Genomic DNA, 19473 nt, shown 5'->3' on the forward strand with positions numbered 1-19473 from the left:
AAAATGAAAGCGGTTTGTGTTTGCGGTTGCTGCGGAAGAACTATTGATAAGGAATTTCTTTATTGTCCATGGTGCGGTCAGGAAAAAATGCACGATAAAAAAGATTCATTTGAAGCGATATTCAAAAATCTTGAAGAAAAACAGGCGGAAGACAGGGCAAGACGCGTTGTTGCTCTTGAACAAAAACTTGACGCCCTTGACCGCGACCTTTCGATTCTGGCTCTGAGCGTGGAGATGGCCAAGTGAAAAACTTAAAAAAAATTTTGTCAGCCGTTTTTTTTTCAATCTCATTTTGCGCTTTTTCAGAAATTTCATTTGAAAATCCGGAAATAAACTCTCAGGATAAAATTCTTTTTACAATAAAACAAAGCATTACCGGAAGCCCGTCTTATTCAACTGCTTTTTCTGCCGATGCAAAAACTCTTTTGCCTGCAAAAATTTTAACCTGCTATCCGGAAAAAATGGAATTGCTTTCAAAAGGCTCTGTCTTGCAGGTTAGAAACAGATGGGGAACTGCAAGGTATTCATTTTCGGATTCGACTCTTTCGTGGACTTCCCGTGCGGATTCAATTCCAGAAACTGCGCAGATTTTAAGTCCGCAGATTGCAAGTCCAGACGGCAAATGGCTCTGCTACATAAAAAAAACTGGAATTGCAGAAGGTGAGCTGATTTTAAAAAACGCCTCGACTTTGCAAGAAACTGTTTTGGACAAGAATGCGCAGCCGAATTACGAGAAAATTCCTGTAAAATGGAATTCGGACAGTACAATTTTTGTTTACGAAAAAAACGGCAATGTTTATTTTTGTGAACCGAAAGCCGCCTTTCAAAAAGTCCAGCTTGCCGAAAAATTCCGCTTAATCGGCCGCGGAAACATAAATTCTGTCTGCTGGGCAAATTCAAAAAATTTGATTTATATTGCACGCGATTTAATTTATAGAATAAGTTCAAATGAACTTTATACGCGCGGTCTTTATTCTTCTGTAATCGAACCGGGAACAGTCTGCGGCCGTCTTCCTGTGGTTTTTGACGAAAAACACGATGAATTTTCTGTAAACTCAAAGGCTTCGGCTATTATTTTCATTCAATCTAAAAAAATCATAAATCTTTTTAAATTGAACGAGTCCGGCTTTGAATATGTAAATCCTGTTGTTTCAAAAACTGTGACTGGAGCCGGCGGAACTGTAACTGCCTTAAAAGTTTTTTGGACAAGCGACACAAAATGCGTTTTATGGCTCAGCTTGCTTTCTTACGAAAACGGTGCGCAAATATCGGCATTTTACAGCCTTGGAAATGAATTGAAATTCCTTTCTTCGACAGATTCTGTAATCGAACCTCAGCTGTCGCCTGACGGAAAAAAAATCTGCTTTGCAAAGGAAAATTCTCTTTTTGTTTTTGAAGCGAATACCTGGACGGAAGTTGATCATCTTTCCGGAGAAAAAATTGTTTCGTTTGTCTGGGGCACGGATTCTTCAGTTTATGCTGGCGGAGAATCTACCGTAAAAAAATGGCAGCTTGGTTCCGAAATCGAAAAATCCTCGCTTTTGTTTCTTTCCGCCGCGTCAAAAGTTTTTTGGAAATCTGACACCGTTGTTTTTGCTGCAGATGCCGTAAAAAAAGATGTTTTTTATGAATTTGATGAATTGAAAGGAATCTGGACAAAATCCAGCGAAACTCTTGCTGCTGCTTCTGGTTCTGTTCAAAACGGAAAATTCCGCGTTTATACAGGAAATGCCGTAAATTCAAATTTTAAAAACGCGCTTTTTGTGCGCACTCTTTCTGGAAAAGCCGTCACAAAAGCTTATTTTCCGCAGACAATGGAAAAAAGACAGGTTCCTGCAAAAATAATTCTTGCAGTCGATGCGCTTGACGATGCTTCAGGTTTGAGTTCGATTCTTTATGTGCTAAAAAAATATAAAATTCCTGCGACCTTTTTTATAAATGGAGAATTTATTCGCCGTTATCCAAAAGAAACCGTTCAGGTTGCAAAAAGCGGTTACGAATGCGGCTCAATGTTCTTTACGGCATTGGATTTGACATCAAAAGATTTTGTTGTTGACGAAGATTTTGTCCGCCGTGGACTTGCACGCAACGAGGATGAATTTTTTCAGACGACAGGAAAAGAACTGAGCCTTTTGTGGCATGCTCCGTTTTATAAGGCTGATTCCGAAGTAAAAAAAGCCGGAAAAAACTGCGGATACTCTTATGTCGAAGCAGGCCGCTTTAGCTTGGACACAATCACTCTCGAAGAAGCAGCCCGCGGAAAACCCGGTTATCTTTCGGCCTTGGAACTGGTTTCGTTTTATGCTCAAAACCTTGTGGACGGTTCTGTAATTCCTGTAAGCACAGGCCTTTCAAAAGGCACAAGAAGCGACTGGCTTTATGAAAAACTTGACCTTCTTGTAAGCCTTCTTTTAAGCAATGGCTACGAATTTGTAACTTTTAACGAAATGTTTTAATCAGCGGATTCTCAGACAGACGAGTTTTCCCCAAAATTGTCCCCAAAGTCCCGCTTTTTGCGCGGTTCGGTCGGCAACGAGAGGAACAGTTTCCAGGACAGTGTTTCCGAGTTTGTACTGAATCTGTCCGTAAACGGCTCCAAGTTTTGTTCCACCGTAGATGCATTTTGGAAGCTGAATTTCGGCAGTAACGTTTTCCGCGTCTTCTGCGGCAGTTTGAGAGCTTATGTGCGGAACTGTAACCGCATTTGTCCAGGCAGGAACAAGGTTTACAAATTTTGTCTTTGCTCCTGGGACTGCAACCGGATAATTTTTTTGAATTTTATTTTCTGGAATGTAGTCGGCAAATGAAGAAAAAGCCCATTCCATAAGAGTTGTTCCGTCTTTTACGCGGTAAAAATTTCCCTGTTTAGAGCCAGTTCCCGGTCCTCTCATCGTAACGGACAAAAATCTTACTCCGTTCCGTTTTGCCGTCAAAGCAAGGTTGTAGCCGCTTTCGTAAATAAATCCTGTTTTTAGTCCGTCGCAGCCTTCCATTTTTCCAAGAAGCGGATTTGTGTTTCTCTGGTAAATTGCCGTCGAATCACCTTTTGCTTTTTGCCAGCTCGGAAGATTTTTTCCGAGAGGGTAGAGAATTTCTTTTGCGCTGTGATAATCTCTCAAACTTTCTGGATAGCGGTTTATGTAAATTCTACAGAATTCGGCAAGTTCGCGCGCAGTTGTAACATTTTTTTCTGAATATCCGCTTGGTTCTTCAAAATGAGTGTGAGTCAGACCCAGAATTTTTGCTTCATAGTTCATTCTTGCAACAAAATCTTTAGTACTTCCAGAAATTTTATATGCCAGGGCAAGGGCAGCGTCGTTTCCCGAAGCAACCGCAAGTCCGGTCAAAAGTTCACGGACCGTAACAATCTGCCCCTGTCCCAAAAACATAAGGCTTGCGTCAGACGGCATGTTTATTGCCCAGCTGTTTTCTGGCGGAGCAACAAGTTCGTCCAGAGAAAGGTTTCCGTTTTCGATTTCCTTAAAAACAATGTACATTACAAAGAGCTTTGTAATCGAAGCCGGCGGAATAACCTCATCCGCATTTTTTTCAAAAAGAATGCAGCCGTTTTTTGCATCGACAAGAATCGCCGCCCCGGAATCAACTTCCAGATCTGCCGCTACGATCGGATATGGAAGCGGTTTGAGCGATTCGCTGCGTTTTAAGGAGTAGGTTTGGTCTAAAAAAGCGTTTAAAGAAGAGTTTTGTTCTTCAGAAAGGGGCTTTACGTTCTGTGTTTTAAAAAACGATGCCGACCACAAAAAAAAGATTGCGGTCAAAATGGCAGCTATCAGAAAAGCCGTTCCTAAAACAACGGGAATTTTTTTAGAATTTTTTGGATTTTTTTTGTCAGAATTGCGTTTTTTCAAATCAAAATCGGATAAGTCAACATTAGAAAATTTCATTTTTATATTTTACCGTAAATGTGGCAAAGTGGGCAAATGGGCTTTAAAATTGCAAAAAAAAGACTTCCGGTCATAAATTTTTAACCGGAAGCCTAAAAATTTTTCGGGCGGTTTAACGGGCTGTCCGTACTTCCGCGTTCGCTCCATCCTCCTCGGCTAAAGCCTGCGGTGGATTGCTACGCAAGTACTCCCATCCCTACCGCAAAAAACTATTTTCCAAGACTGTCCATTACGCTCTGTTCGTAGCGGGTCCAGTATTTGTCATAGCTTTCCATTTTTCCGTCCTGATCAACAGTAAACATAATTTTTCCGTCGCTGTTTTCGCCCATTGCATTTTTCGGATGGATAATGCTTGGTGCAAGCTCAGGAATTACCTTTTTAATTTCTTTTGCAAATTCACCTGCAATTACAAAACCGCCGAGTTTATTGTTGTGTGTCGAATCTCCGGCAAACATAAGTTCTTTTGCTTCAATTTTGTTTCCGCAGTCAGAATATGCTTTTTCGTAGAGGTTTTTTGTAATTTCAAAACCGTCAATCAAAAGAATTTTCTTTTCTTTTGCAAGCTGGCGGACAGCTTCCACATAGGCGTTGTTTCTTGTAATCTGGGTTTTTGTCGAAGTGTCTTTTGAGTCGTGGTGAGGAGTAATTCTTCCTTTTCCGTCAAAGTACATTCGGCTTACAGGCGTTACGAGCACAGGAGTTGCACCTGCTTCGAGCGCAACATTTACGTACTGCATAAGATACCATTTATAAGTTCCGCCGCAGTCATAAGAATAGAACGAATTTCCGTATTTTTCAAAATAACTGTCTGGAGTGCGGACTTTTTTGCCTTCATTGATTGGATAAATTCCTTTCTTATTTGGTTCTCCGAGCGGAACGTAGCGGTCTTCGAGGTATCCTGCTCCGTTTGAACAGTCATTGTGTCCAAACTGAATAAAAAGATAGTCGCCCTTTCCAATCTGCTGTCTTATTTTTTCCAGCGAACCTTCGTTTATAAAGTTGCGGCTTGAGCGTCCTCCGTTTGCGTAGTTCTGAACTTCAACAGCGCCGTTAAAGAAGCACTGCAAGAATTCTCCCCAGGCGCCTTCATTTCTTGTCTGACCGTTGTTCCACATTCCGAGAGCAGAATAATCTTTACAAGTCGAGTCAGAAGCAAGGAAAACATTTACCTTTCCTTCTGCACGCGGACGAACTGCCGTTGCTTTTGAAGGAATTGCATAGCCTTCGTTAACTTTTTTATCCAGTTCTACAGTTACGGTTTTTCCTGCTTTGCCTGAGCGGTTCATTGGAGTAATTACAGCTTTTAAGTTGAACCCAGAATCTGCTTTTGAAATAAGATATGTTTTGTCGGCAAAACCAGTGCTTTGTTTTATGAGCGTGTCTTTTTTATCTTTTGTCCTAAACCACTGAATCAGAGAACAGTCTTCGCCCGAACCGTTAAATTCGTAGTGAAGGGTGATTGTGTGTCCAGGATAAGGCGTATTTATGTCATCATCTGTCGTAAAACTTGCTTTTTTGATTTTTACATCAGACGACTTTGGTGCAGAATAAGATACAGGTGTCCAGCCGATAAAATAATTTGAAGGACTGTAAGCTCCTGCATCCGTAATGATTTTTCCGCCGTCGCGGTGGCTTACATCAACTCCTGCATTGTCCCACATTGAATTATATTCAAAGAAATTTGCATTTTTAGGATTGTTTCCGCTCATGCTTGTCCAGCCCTGCGGATTTATAATTCCTTCGTATGCAAAAATCGTATTTACAAATGCAACGCTTGCCTTTGGTCCCCATGGTCTTCCAAAGTATCCTGGAGACTGCATATTGTTCTGGTCTGCATTGATTACGCAGTTATAGAACAGATATCCTTTTTCTTTTGCGTTGCGGGCTGCGGTTAAATATCCGCTGTTTTTTGAATCAGAATATCCTGCCCAAACAATCTGACAGTTTTCAAAAACAACATCGCCGTCACCAAAAATAAAGTCGGTATTGCCTTCAATATAGCAGTTTTTGTAATACTGCCTTGAATCTGCTCCTGTGTAGAGAGTGTCCTGAGAACCAAGGAATTTACAGTTTACAAATTCAGCCTGATCTGCTTCTGTGCAGATTGCTGCAGCGCGCTCTGTCGCCGCCTTTGACTGAACATCGGAATTGAGCTTTCTTACAAACGCAATCGTAGTTCCGTCTGGTTCTACACCGTCCTTTAATTCTTCGGCGGTAACATATTTGTTAAACGAAGTTTCAAAAGTGATTCCTTCTGCGCGGAAAAATTTTGCATCTTTTTTTACGTAAGTTGCAACTCCCCACTTTGCTACGCTTTTCTTTTCAAATTTGTCATAGGCTCTCTCTTCATCGTAGTAGCCGTTTAAATCTGCCGAGTAATAATTGTAGCCGATTCCATAATACCAGGTGAGTTTTACTTCCTGGGCTGGAGTGTCATTTTTCAGGGTAATGTACGGAGTGTCGATTATAACTTGGTCGCGGTAAATTCCTGGAGCAATATGGATTGTAATTCTGTCGGCTTCTGATTTTGGAGCCATTGCATGAGCGGCTTTTACAGCCTGTTTTACAGATGAATAGTCCTGTTTTTTGCCTCCAACGTAAATGTCTTTTTTGAGAGGAATTTGATTTACTGTCTTGTCTTTTGCGCTCATCAAAATATCTTTTGTTACGTTTGAGCCGGAAACCGAGATGTGGTTCATTGTCGAAGTTTTTTCAGTTTCGCACAAAACTTCGTAATTTCCGTCGCGGAGTTTTGTTCCGTAAATTCCGTTTGCGGCCGCTCCAGTATAAGTGTAGCCGTCTTCAAGATTTTTGAACGAAATCGAAGAAGGCATGATTGAAGTGTCGCCGATGAATTTTCCGTTTACGTCGTAAACAGGCTTTAATTCAACTTGAATATCCTTTGTAAAAGCAGCAGTTCCTTCAAAAACTGTGTCTTTTGCTACTGTGTAATCGTTTGCGCCTTCGAGAGAGACTGCGTATTGAACGGCAGGCTCAAGTTCGCCCTTAAAAGAAAATTCTCCGTTTGTATTCTGGATTTCGATTTCTATTGGAAGATAAAGAGAATTTGCAGGAGGAGTCATTACGAGTTTTGCGGATGATGAAGAAAAATCTTTTGCAAAACCGCTGATTTTACCGTCGACAATGTAAGTTTTCATTTCTGAAGCGGCAAGGTCTTTTTTGAGGGAAGCCTGCGCATCCTGAGAAATTGAAATCTGTTTTGTGTCTGCCGAAATTCCAAATCCTTTAACGCCTTCCAAAACCGCAGTAAATGTAAATCCTGCCGGAAGACGTGTTGTGTAGCTTCCTCCAGAAATTTTTGCCGGAAGCTGCTGTTTTGTTTCTGAAACGACGAATTTTAATTCGCCTTTTGAAGGAAGTCCTTTGATTGAACCGTTTACATTTACGCCAGGAGTGCGTGTAATGCGGTAATAAACCGGTTTTGCGCTTGTCGCTTCGCAGTAAACTTTATAAGAGCCGTCAGAAACCGCAATATAAGACCATCGTCTTGACTCTCCGTTGAGCCATGCAGATTCGTCCTGAATGCCGTTTTTTTCGCCAGATTCGTTTACAGATGCAAAGTGGATTTTATCTTCTGAACCGTTTGAAGCCCGTCCGTAAAAAGTAACGATGTCACCAGCCTTTACGTTTTTTAAAAGCAGGTAGCGTCTTGCTTCTCCGCCTTTTCCGTTGCAGTAATAAATTCCGTCAGAAATGTAGCCGTCGCTAAATTCAAAAGAAGAATAGCCCTGGGTTCCGTAATTTTTTGAACCATTGTAATAGGCACGGTCATTTTTGTCGGTTTTTAAAGTAAGATCGCCAAAGGTGTATTCACCGGCTTCGAATTTTCCGTCTGCGGCAAGTCCCGAAAGATTGTCCAAATCGGAAATTTTAATGTGATTGACGGCATTTTTTTCTTCAACGCCACCAAAATCCCAGACATCAACTTTACGGGTCTGGGCAGATACCGAAACAGCTGCAAAAAAAGCCAGAACCGTTGCGGCAATTCTGAAACATTTTTTCATAATAACTCCCATTTTTTTATAAAAAATTTGCACTATAATTGTAACAGTGTTTTTATAAAAGTGTAGTGAGAATTATGATGAATTTTTGAAAAAAACGGTGGAACTTATATTCTTCCGGCTTGGTTTTGCAAGAATAAATCACATAGAGTGACAGCCGTCATAGCCTCGATTACAGGAACAATTCTCGGGCAAAGACAGACATCGTGGCGTCCTTCGATTTTGAGGTTTTCGTTGTGAAATTTACCGTTTTCGTCAATAGAAACAGTCTGTTGTTCTTTAAAAATAGAAGGAACTGGTTTTACGGCAACTCTGAAGAAAATTTCGTTTCCGTTGGAAATTCCGCCTAAAATTCCGCCAGCATTGTTTGTTAAAAATTCAACCTTTGAGCCGTCAGAATTTGCGCGCATAATGTCGTTATTTGTGCTTCCTGTTAAATCGGCGGCTTCAAATCCTGCGCCAAATTCAATTCCTTTAACTGCGCCTATGCTTAAAATTGCGTGTGCCAAAAGCGCGTCGAGCTTGTCAAAAACACATTCTCCCAAACCTGCCGGAAGTCCTGTCACACGGCAGGCGATTATTCCACCGGCAGAATCTCCGTTTTTGCGGAGTTCTTCGATTTTTTCGTTCATTTTGGCCGCTGCGTAGTTGTCCGGGGCACGAAGCGCATTCTGTTCAATCTGCGAAAAATCTGTTTTTTGAATGCTGATTCCTGCCGCACGCTGAGTGTAAGCGGTAATTTTTATTTGCGGACAGAAGTGTTCAAGCACCTGTCTTGCAACTTCTCCTGCGGCGACGCGGACAGCGGTTTCTCTTCCAGAGCTTCGTCCGCCTCCACGGTAATCTCTAAAACCGTATTTTAAAAAATATGATAAATCTGCGTGCCCGGGTCTAAATGTATTTGCAAGGTTTGAATAGTCTTTTGAGTGCTGGCTTTCGTTGCGGATTATAAAGCCTATGGAAGTTCCTTCTGATTTTTCTTCAAAAACGCCGCTTAAAATTTCTATTTTGTCGGATTCTTTTCGGGCGGTGACAGAAGCGTTTGCCTGTCCGCCTGCGCTTTGTCCTGGCTTGCGCCTGTCGAGCGCCGCCTGAATTTTTGTCTGGTCGATTTTAATTCCTGCTGGAACTCCGTCGATTATTCCGCCGAGCGCAGAACCGTGGCTTTCGCCAAAAGTTGTGATTTTGAAAATTTTACCAAAAGTGTTTCCAGACATAGTTTTTTTGCTCCAAATTTTATTTCGTAAGAATAGCATAATTGAAGATTTTGGGCAAAGAAAAAAACAATATATAAAGCACACGGGTGGCCTTATAGCCCGGATTGGAACCCCGGAGTTGCCGTAAGGCAATGAGCGGTTAGCGAAGGGTGGAAAGCCGGTTAGAGGGAAGATGTGCTCCAAAAATAAAAAAACGGCACCTGAAAATTCAGATGCCGCTGTGTTAAATATTAAAGTGGAATGTTTCCGTGTTTTTTGAGAGGTTTGTCCGAAACGCTCTTATTTTCGAGAAGTTCAAAACTGCTTAAGATTCGGGCGCGGGTTTCCTGTGGTTCAATTACGGCGCTGATGTAGTCGCGCTGAGCGGCAATTGTCGGTGTCATAAATGTTGCACGGTATTCCTGGCCTTTTTCCTGCACGAGCTGGGCATTGTTCGGATCTTTTAATTCCTTTGCATAAAGGATACCGATTGCTCCTTCTGCTCCCATTACGGCAATTTCTGCTTTTGGCCATGCGTAAACAAAGTCTGCGCCAAGGTGTTTTGAGCACATTGCAATGTATGCTCCACCGTAAGCCTTGCGGGTAATTACTGTAACTTTTGGCACCGAAGCTTCTGCATAGGCATAGAGAATCTTGGCTCCGTGACGGATGATTCCCTTTTGTTCTTCCTGTGGACCAGGCACAAAACCAGGCACGTCTACAAAGGTAAGCAGTGGAATGTCGTAGGCGTCGCAGTAGCGCACGTGACGGGCAATTTTGTCGGAAGCATCGCAGTTGAGGATTCCTCCCAGGTTGCCCGGATTGTTTGCAACTACGCCGACCGTCTTGCCTTCGATTTTTGCAAAGCCTACAACTGCGTTTCCTGCAAATTCTTCTGTTGATTCAAAGAAACTGTCATCGTCTACAACGCGGTTGATTACTTCGCGGATATCGTAGCCTTTTGTGCTTGCTTCTGGAAGAACAGAGTTGAGTTCAGCAGATTTTTTTTCTGTATATTTAAAGTCAACTTTTTTACCAAAAAGAGCCTTTTTTTCTTTTGGTTCAAAAGGAGTTTTGTCGCCGTAATAGTGAGGAATATAATCGAGGAGTTTGCGTACTTTTTCGATACATTCTGCTTCTGTCGGGCAACGGTAGTGTGCAACGCCTGATTTTTGAGAGTGAATTGCAGCGCCACCCAAATCTTCCGATGTAATGTCCATAAACATTACCTGTTTTACAACTTTTGGTCCTGTAATGTACATTTCAGAAATTTTATCAACTGTAAAAATAAAGTCTGTAAGTCCTGGAGAATAAACTGCGCCGCCGGCACAAGGTCCTGCAATTACAGAAATCTGCGGAATTACACCGCTTGCGCGTACGTTCTGACGGAAAATTTCGCCGTAACCGCAAAGAGCGTCAACTCCTTCCTGAATACGGGCACCGCCCGAATCGTTGAGTCCGATTACAGGACAACGGCATTCAATTGCCTTTGCAATGAGCTCTGCAATTTTCTGACCGTGGACTTTTCCTAAAGAACCGCCCTGTACTGTAAAATCCTGTGCATAAACTGCAACTTTTTTTCCGTTTACTTTTCCAAAGCCTGTGATTACGCCGTCATAAGGAATTGTTTTTTTATCCATTCCAAAACTTGTGCACTGATGCTGAGCATCTGCATAAATTTCCATAAAACTGTCTTTGTCGCAAAGAAGGTTGATTCTTTCAATTGCGTGAAGTTTTCCTTTTGCGTGCTGTTTTTCAAGATTGTAGTCAAAAGCCATCTTAATGCCTCGCTTTGTTAATATCTAACTAGGAGAATACGACATTTTGTCAATAAATGTCAATATGACAAAAAGAAAGAAAATGTCATTTTAAGAAAAAGAACAGAATGTTTGCAATTTTACTCAAATTCTTTTGCAGCCGAACTGTTGTACTTTTTTATCATATACGGAACTTCGTCTTTCAGATCCATTTCTGACGGCACAAAGTCGTATTTTTGGCGCAGAAGTTCTGCCGCTTTTTTTACGTTTTCCCCGGTTTTTTCAAGACAGTCCAGATAGTCTTTTTTGTAATTTTTTACGCTGTAGGAATTCCGGAATGTTTTTCCAGTGCCGCTGATTTTTCTTACAATCCAGCGCTTTCCGTTCCACACAAGATGGACATTTTCTGTCGTTGTCAAAACCGTAATTATCGGTTCGCCTTCGTTGTAAATCAAATTGTAGCTTACTTCGTGGCTTATTTCGTCGCCTTTTTTTAAGGTTTTGCCGTTTTCTTCTTTGAGCGGAGTTTTTTTGTCTTTCCTTTTTGGATAATCAAAGTTTGAAGAGGTTTGAATTCCATCGACCGTCAAATTTGTAATTCCATATTGCCAAAAATCAGTCTTTCCTCTAAAAAACAGCCAGCCGGCAGGAGTTAAGGTTCCGTCTTTTTCGTCCATTGCAAGCCTCTGTTTGTTTGTAACGTAAAATCCCGAAACCTGCTGAATAAGGCTTTTTGCTTCTTTTCCTTTTGCAATTTCCTGAATAATCGTAACGTCAGCCTTGTGAATTCCTGTCAAAAGAGTCTGCACTGTCTGTTCGGAGGTAAGTCCCATGCTCGTTGCAAGTTTCTGGTTTTCTTTATTAAAACTGAACGCAACCGAAAAGCCTGCAATTACCGCAAAAACGCTTCCCCAAATTTTTTTTGAATTTCTTTGATAAAAACGTCCTAATTTTATTTTTTGTGCCTGTTTTTTTATGAATTCGCTGCGCCGCTCTAAAAATTTCTGGTCGCCTTGATTTTGAGAAAATCCAGACTTAAAAAAATCTTCCAAAAGTTTTGAATTAAATTCCATGGCTTTTTTTAGAATTTCAATGCGCTTTTTTTCGGTTTTTTCGTTTACAAAACGGCGCTCGCCAGGAATAATCCGTTTTTTTCGCTTTACGCAAAGCCCGGCATCCACCGACAGCGCAAGTTTTTCGGTTACGGCAGGAATTTCGTATTCAACAGGAATAAAATTCGAATCCGTAATATCCGCCTGCCTTTTTTCTAAATTTTCCTGACAAAAAGCATATTTTTTTGTGATTGCCCGGTAAGCGAGGGCGGCCCTTGTAAAAATCGCCGCTTCCAGACCTTCAAGTCCGCGGTGAACAAAAATTCCCTGGAACTTTCCATAATCTTTTGAATTTTCTGCACAACGCTCAAAAAGATTTCCAGGAAGGACAACCGCCCAAAAACTTCCATTTTCCTGTTTTTCAGAAACCAGAATTCCCTGTGCGCCCGGAAAAATCGTCAATTTTTTTGTTTCGTCTTCATTTTGATTTTCGTCAAAACCTGCATTTTTGAGAATTTCGTCCATCGCCTTAAAAACCGCAATAATTTTTTCGCTGCAGTTTTCTTTGTCCACGGTTTGTTTTTGGTCTTCAAAAATCCTAAAAAGCGGCTCAAAAACCAATTTGCCTTCGCCCGGCATTTTTCCTTCAAACGCGACCGACTTGTCTTCAAGAATTTTAATGGAATCAAAATTCCATTTTTTTAACAAAATCTGTCCGTCAGCGCAAATTTCTGCCGCAAAACCGTCTTCTGCCAAAAGTTTTTCCAAATCAGTGCGCGCAAAACTCTGTTCAGCCAAAAATGAACGTAAAAAAATTTTATCTTCTTCAAAAAAAATGCAATCCATACAACAAATTTATTTGTATTGAAGATAAAAGTAAAGTCAAAAATTTTATGGGCGGATTTTTTTGAGCAAACTCAAAAAAAACGAGCTTTTCAGGGCTGCGGCATTCGCCTCCGACCAAACGCCTGCGTTTGAACGCCTGCGTTTGTTTTCGCTTGCGCTCACCCTTACAATCTCTTCCGCATTTTGTTTTTGTTATCACCTTAAATAAAACAAATTTTTACATTCATAAAATTTTGATAACACTTATAATATATAACCATATGAATTTAAAAAAGATTTTTTCTGGTCTTGAAAAAAAATATGTGATTTTTACTCTTTTTACTCCTCTTGTCATGATTGGCGAAGTCGTTATGGAAACTGTAATTCCGCTTATAATGGCGCATATAATTGACAACGGAATCGCAACAAAAAATATAAATTATGTAGTCCGCACAGGAATCTTTATGGTTCTATGCACACTTTTTTCGCTTGCCTGCGGAGTTTGTGGCGGACGACTTGCTTCCCTTGCTTCTTATGGTTTTTCAAAAAACTTGCGGGCAAATTTGTTTAAAAGAATCCAGAACTTTTCTTTTGCTGGGCTTGAGCATTTTGGAACAGGTTCTCTTGTTACGCGTTTAACGACGGACGTTACAAACCTCCAGAATATGTACCAGAATTTAATCCGCAGTCTGGTCCGAGCTCCGCTTATGATGCTCACAGGAACAATAATTGCCTGTTTTATAAATCTGAAGCTGGCGCTCTTGTTCTTTATTGCAATTCCTCTGCTTGCCTTTCTTTTGATTTTTATTTCTGCAAAGGCATATCCGCGTTTTCAGGTAATGTTTAAAAAATACGACGCGCTCAACAGTTTTGTCCAGGAATGTATGATTGGAATTCGCGTCATAAAGGCTTTTGTCCGCGAAGATTTTGAATGTGAAAAATTTGAAAAAATTGCCGCTCAGTTGCGCGATTGTCAGGTTCGTGCCGAAAAACTTGTAATCTGCTCAATGCCGATTATGAAATTTGTAATTTACATGTGCATAATCGCAACTCTTTGGTTTGGCGGGAACATGGTTATCCTCGGTTCTATGAAAACCGGAGAACTTGTAAGTTTTCTTACTTATGTAACTCAGATTTTAATGAGTTTGATGATGCTCAGTTCGATTTTTGTTCAGTTCATCCTCTCAAAAGCCTCAATTTCTCGTGTTATGGAAGTTCTTGCGTTTAATACCGAAGAAGATGATTCAACTGACTGCTCAAAAATCAATTCTGTCAAAGACGGTTCAATCGAGTTTTTAAATGTTGCTTTTTCTTACGAAGGCAAAAAAGGCAACTGCGTTCTGTCGGACATAAATTTAAAAATTCCTTCAGGTTCGACTGTCGGCATAATCGGCGGAACCGGTTCTTCAAAATCAACCCTGGTTTCTCTGATTCCCCGGCTTTACGACTGCACCTGTGGCTGCGTAAAAGTTGGCGGAGCCGATGTAAAAAATTACAGTTACAAGGCTCTTCGCGGTGCTGTCGGAATGGTTTTGCAAAAAAATGTGCTTTTTAGCGGAACAATTGAACAGAATTTGCGCTGGGGAAACGAATACGCAATGCCAAAGCAGATTGAGCAGGCCTGTCAGGTTGCAGATGCGTTCAATTTTATTTCGGAGCTTCCGTCCGGCCTCAAAACTGAGCTTGGACAGGGCGGAGTAAACTTGAGCGGAGGACAAAAACAGCGTCTTTGCATTGCGCGCGCACTTTTAAAAAATCCGAAAATTTTGATTTTGGACGATTCGATGAGCGCCGTTGACACCGCAACAGATTCAAGAATTCGCTCCGCACTTAGAAATTGTCTGCCTCAAACCACAAAAATAGTGATTGCGCAGAGAATTGCTTCTGTTCAGGAAGCGGATTTTATTGTCGTGCTTGACGAGGGCAAAATCACTGGAATTGGAACTCATAGCCAGCTATTGCAGGACAACAAAGTCTATAAAGAAATTTATGATTCTCAAATTAGAAAAAACTAAAAATCGTGGAGAAAAATAGATGTCGTCTGTAAAAATTCGGGGCACTCAAAAGCCTAATCACACGGTAAAAACAGTCTTGCGGCTTCTTTCTTACATGAAAGCTTTTAAAGTTTTGCTGCCTCTTCTTTTTTTCTGCATAATTTTGTCGGCAGGAGCAGAAGTTGCCGGTGCATATCTTTTAAAACCTGCCGTAAATAATTATATTCTTCCTCTTATGGGAAAACAAAATCCCGATTTAGCAGGATTTGCCGTTTTAATAATAAAAATAGCCGGAATTTACGCAATCGGCGCAATTTCGTCTTTTTTAACCCAAAGACTTCTTTTAAAAATTTCGACTTCGACGCTTTACAAAATCCGTTGCGAACTTTTTAACCATCAGTCTAAGCTTTCGCTGCGATATTACGATTCTCATACTCACGGAGTTTTAATGTCGCTTTATACGAACGACACGGACACTTTGCGCGACATGTTTAGTCAGAGCATTCCCCAGCTTTTGACAGGAATTTTTCAGGTTGCAGGAATTTTTTGCATGATGCTTTTTTTAAGCATTCCTCTTACTGCCGTTATGGTTTTGACAGTCGCAGGAATCATGCTTTTGAGCGCGACAGTCGGAAAAAAGAGCGCAAAGGCTTATCGTGTTCAGCAGGAAAATATCGGCAAAATAAACGGATATATAGAAGAAATGATTGAAGGCCAGAACGTTGTAAAAATCTTTACACGGGAAGAACAGGCAAACAGAAATTTTTCTAAATTGAACGAAGCCTTGTGCGAGTCAGGAACTCAGGCGTCAACTTATGCAAATATTCTTGGCCCGATTATGAATAACCTTTCGCATTTTCAGTATGCCCTGATTTCTATTTTGGGCGCGGTTCTCGTAATTACCGGTTACATGGATTTGGGAACAATTGCAAGTTTTTTGCAGTCAACAAGAGAATTTTCCCGTCCGCTCAGCCAGTTGAGCCAGCAGTTCAATTCAATCTTGAACGCTCTTGCCGGAGCAGAAAGAATTTTTGCCGCAATCAATCAAAAGCCGGAAAAAGACAATGGAACTGTTTCTTTGGTAAATGCTTACGAAGCGAAATTCAAAAAAGACGAAAAAGTTCTTGTTCAGAGTTTTGCGCAGACAGGAACCTGGGCATGGCATTGTCCGGAACTCGACAGATTAAAACTTCTTTGCGGCGATGTTGTTTTTAAGGAAGTCGATTTTTCTTACAACAGACGCAAAAGAGTTTTAAATGGAATCAGTCTGCACGCAAAACCGGGACAAAAAATAGCTTTGGTTGGTTCGACAGGTTCTGGAAAAACGACGATTGCAAACCTTTTGACACGGTTTTACGACATTGAAGAAGGTTCCGGCTCTATTACATATGACGGAATTCCTTTAAATGACATAAAAAAGCAGGATTTAAGGCGTTCCATTGCTGTTGTTCTGCAGGATATTCACCTTTTTACGGGCACGGTTCTCGAAAATATTCGCTATGGAAATCTTGAAGCAACGGATAAACAGGTTTATGACGCGGTAAAACTTGCAAATGCCGATTCATTTATCCGCCACCTTCCGCAGGGATTTGACACTGTTATAAAAGGCGACGGCTCAAATTTAAGCCAGGGCCAGCGTCAGTTGATTGCAATTGCCCGGGCTGCGGTCGCAAATCCGCCGGTCTTGATTCTTGATGAGGCGACAAGTTCAATTGATACCCGCACAGAATCCTTGATCGAAAAAGGCATGGGGCAGCTTATGAGAGGACGCACTGTTTTTGTAATTGCACACAGGCTTTCGACAGTGCGCAATGCAGACTGCATAATTGTTCTCGAAGAAGGATCTATAATCGAACAAGGAACTCACGATGAACTTTTGCAAAAGCATGGAAGGTATTATCAGCTTTATACCGGTGCATTCGAGTTGAATTAAAAATTCCTGCAAAAACAAAATTTTCACGCTTTTACGCAGTGTATTTTTGTGTTAAACTCATTGCCTATGAGAAAATACCGCAAGAATTTGTCAAAAAAACTTTTAAATTTATATTTTGTTTCTTTTGTTTTAGGAATTTTTGGAGTGCTGGGGTTTTCATCCTGCCAGACGCCCCAGGCAACTTATGCGTCTCTTTCTGCTGACGGAAAATTTTATAAATCCATCGAAAATTCGCTTAACGCTCCTGATTCACTTTTTTTGCAGGACAACTCTTCCGAACAGAGCATAAATGGAACTTATCCTGAGCATATTTTTATAAAAACGCGGACACAGACTTTTACAAAAGATTACGAATTTATGATCCGCAACGGAAAGCTCTTGTTTAAACCGAAAACAGAAAATTTATGGAAACTTTATTGCGAAACAGGAATTCCGGAAGGTGCGCAGTCAGTTGCAGAAATTTCTGGAGATTCAAACTGCGTCTTTGTTTTTGACGGGCAGGGCAGGCTTTACAGAACTTACACTGAAAAAGAAGTCAGAAAAACGGCTGCAAGTCCTTTTTACGTAAAACCGTTCACTTGGATTTATCTTTACGGCTGGCCTGAGAGCGTGGTTTTTAAACCGGGAGTTGTCGTAAACAATTATCGGGCCTGGGCAATGGGAGCAAGACGAAAAGATGTCCTTTGGCACGAAGATATTTTTAAGAACGAGCATCATTTTGGTACAATGGGACTTGAAACAATCTATTTTTTGACAGAAAAAGGAAACGAGATTCGCTTTACAGATTCAGGACTTCCTGCCGACCTTTCAAAAACTTTTTTAACTCCAAAAAACGGACGTTTTATCGCCGTAAATTTAAGCAATTCTGCTTCGACAAATTTTATAATCGGCGACAAGGGCTCAATGTACACAAGGCTTATTGATTTTGACACTATGGGCTGCGATCCAATGTTTTTTAAATATACTTACGAGCCGTACCAGTCAAAATATAAAGGAAATGAATACCGCTCAAATTTTGAAAGCTGGGGACTTCCGGCAGAAGACTGGTATAAACAGCCGGACATCAAGCTTGACGGAAAAGCCCGCCTTACAAAATTCATTTCGATTCACCAAAACGGGCATGGAAATTCCGCGCGTGAACTTCGTGTTGCAGGATTGGATTTTGAAGGCAATACAGGATTTTATTCAAAACAGATTTTTGACGCTGAATGGACTTTTACAAAATGCAATTTGTTTTTTACAGAGCAGGATTATCTGAGCGGAAAATCTGAATGGGGAGAATCCTGCGAATACGCTTTTAAGGGCAGTGTTTTTGAAAACGGAAAAAATCTCGAAAATATAAGCGTTCAGGTTGAAGATTTTACGCTTGCAAACGAAGGCAGTTTTAATTTAAGAATAACAATGAAAAAAGACGGTTGGCAGGAGTCAAAGTCGATAAAATTCTATGACGTGGAAATGTGGACTTATATGCCGCGCTTTGATCCTGGAAAAGACGGAGTTCCAAAGAATTTTTTTGTTACGCCGGATTTTTCAAAAGAAGACATAAACTGCGAACATGAAGAATTTACAGAGCTCCTGAAAAAAATGTTTGACGGAATAAACCGAAAAACTTTTTGTGTAAAAAGTTCAGCAACCGAAAACTATTTGGAATTAAACTGGAAAAACTCAAAAGGCCTTCTTTCTGCAAACGAATTTAAAATTTTTATGGACAAAAGCGGAATTTCAGGCGATCCGGGCGCCTTAAAAGCTGTTTACATGTACGAAAATCCGTTTCTGCAGGCATTCAATCTTCCGGAAATGACATTTGAAAAAGCCGTCTACACTGCGCAGGACACCGAAAACCTCAAAAAAGCGGCAGAATCCAACAGTCAGTATGCAAAACTTTTGAGCGGACAGATGAAAGTTTACAACGGATACCGCCACAATACAAACAAATCCCGCTGGGAATGGAACCTTGCGGATTTAGTTTTATCCGTTACTTTTTTGAATCAAATTGATTTTCCAAAAATAAAGACAGTTTCAATGCATTCAGGCGACATTTTTAATACAAACGCCGACAGTTACGGTCTGAATTATGAATATATGAGCGTCTTGTATCCGCATGTAATAAATCTTGCGGCACAGCGCGCCGAAAAATATTCAAAAATTCTCGAAAAACTGGAAAAAAATCAAACTGCCGAAAACTTACCGGAATACAAAAACGACTATTCAGAATATTTCGACAGCCTTTGCGTAAAAGATGAATACAAAGGTCAGATTGTTCAGGAAAAAAGAGAAGGAAAACTTCTGCGCTTAAAAGGATTTCCGCTTTATCCGGGATTTGTCCTTTACACGCAAAAAAAATCTGGCGAAGTTGAGCAGTACGTAATTCTTGAACTCAAAAATTTTGAAAAAGAGGCAATGCATTCACTCAAAAAAAACAAAACCGATTTTGAATGCGATGTAAATTTCTATATTACGGCAAAAAGCGAAAGTTTTTTAAGTAAATATTTTGGAATTCAAAAAATCGAAAAGAAAAAAGGCAAAATCCACATTGACGGCAAAAAAATAAAAATCAAGGCCGGCTTAAAAACAATTTTTGAAGCGGATTGATTGTGAAAATTTTACAATTTTTGCGATTTTTGCGATTTGTAATTTTTCGCTTTTCATAATTTTTCAATCAATTTTGCGATTTTTCAATTTTGTTGACGGAAAAACAAAATTCTTTTATATTTTCTTTGTCAGATAGAAAACAAACTTTGCAAAGACGCCAGGCTTTTTAGTCCGGCGTCTTTTTTTTTTCTGGAGGC

Annotated in this window: 10 protein-coding genes; 5 read left to right on the forward strand and 5 right to left on the reverse strand. The window is 40.5% G+C overall.

Features of this window, described 5'->3' with window-relative positions; all coding sequences use genetic code 11:
• Nucleotides 1-3 precede the first annotated feature (3 nt).
• Together B5D47_RS02095 and B5D47_RS02100 are read left to right on the forward strand one after the other, a co-directional pair.
• Nucleotides 4-246: a hypothetical protein gene (locus B5D47_RS02095; protein WP_078930175.1), complete on the forward strand. Its 243-nt coding sequence runs from the start codon at nucleotides 4-6 to the stop codon at nucleotides 244-246.
• On the forward strand, nucleotides 243-2456 hold the full coding sequence (locus tag B5D47_RS02100; RefSeq protein ID WP_078930176.1) for a polysaccharide deacetylase family protein: 2214 nt from the start codon (nucleotides 243-245) through the stop codon (nucleotides 2454-2456). Before B5D47_RS02095 ends, B5D47_RS02100 begins: the two co-directional genes overlap by 4 nt.
• On the opposite strand, the gene B5D47_RS02105 is transcribed toward B5D47_RS02100, so the two are convergent.
• The 5 genes from B5D47_RS02105 to B5D47_RS02125 all read right to left on the reverse strand — a co-directional run bounded on the left by B5D47_RS02105 (nucleotide 2457) and on the right by B5D47_RS02125 (nucleotide 12778).
• A complete protein-coding gene (locus B5D47_RS02105; protein WP_078930177.1) occupies nucleotides 2457-3905 on the reverse strand; it encodes a D-alanyl-D-alanine carboxypeptidase family protein in 1449 nt (482 codons plus the stop codon). It lies immediately after the preceding gene.
• Between the two features lie 209 nt (nucleotides 3906-4114).
• Nucleotides 4115-7930 (reverse strand): pectinesterase family protein, encoded by a 3816-nt coding sequence (locus B5D47_RS02110; RefSeq protein WP_159443468.1) that lies wholly within the window; start codon nucleotides 7928-7930, stop codon nucleotides 4115-4117.
• A gap of 104 nt (nucleotides 7931-8034) precedes the next feature.
• Complete coding sequence (gene aroC / locus B5D47_RS02115; protein WP_078930179.1) at nucleotides 8035-9144, reverse strand: chorismate synthase; 1110 nt, start codon at nucleotides 9142-9144, stop codon at nucleotides 8035-8037.
• Nucleotides 9145-9374: 230 nt separating this feature from the next.
• A complete protein-coding gene (locus B5D47_RS02120; protein ID WP_078930180.1) occupies nucleotides 9375-10901 on the reverse strand; it encodes an acyl-CoA carboxylase subunit beta in 1527 nt (508 codons plus the stop codon).
• Between the two features lie 119 nt (nucleotides 10902-11020).
• Nucleotides 11021-12778 carry a hypothetical protein gene (locus B5D47_RS02125; RefSeq protein ID WP_078930181.1) on the reverse strand — a complete coding sequence of 586 codons (1758 nt, stop codon included), beginning with the start codon at nucleotides 12776-12778 and terminating at the stop codon, nucleotides 11021-11023.
• A 260-nt stretch (nucleotides 12779-13038) separates the two neighbouring features.
• On the opposite strand from B5D47_RS02125, the gene B5D47_RS02130 reads away from it, so the two are divergent.
• From B5D47_RS02130 to B5D47_RS02140, 3 genes are all read left to right on the forward strand, one after another.
• Nucleotides 13039-14772, forward strand: coding sequence for an ABC transporter ATP-binding protein (locus tag B5D47_RS02130; protein ID WP_078930182.1), 1734 nt, complete (start codon nucleotides 13039-13041; stop codon nucleotides 14770-14772).
• A 19-nt stretch (nucleotides 14773-14791) separates the two neighbouring features.
• The gene (locus B5D47_RS02135; RefSeq protein WP_078930183.1) at nucleotides 14792-16684 is read left to right on the forward strand and encodes an ABC transporter ATP-binding protein; all 1893 of its coding nucleotides are present in this window, start codon (nucleotides 14792-14794) and stop codon (nucleotides 16682-16684) included.
• 66 nt (nucleotides 16685-16750) lie between these two features.
• On the forward strand, nucleotides 16751-19276 hold the full coding sequence (locus tag B5D47_RS02140; protein WP_078930184.1) for a hypothetical protein: 2526 nt from the start codon (nucleotides 16751-16753) through the stop codon (nucleotides 19274-19276).
• Nucleotides 19277-19473 lie beyond the last annotated feature (197 nt).

This window comes from Treponema berlinense, assembly GCF_900167025.1.
GTDB lineage: Bacteria > Spirochaetota > Spirochaetia > Treponematales > Treponemataceae > Treponema_D > Treponema_D berlinense.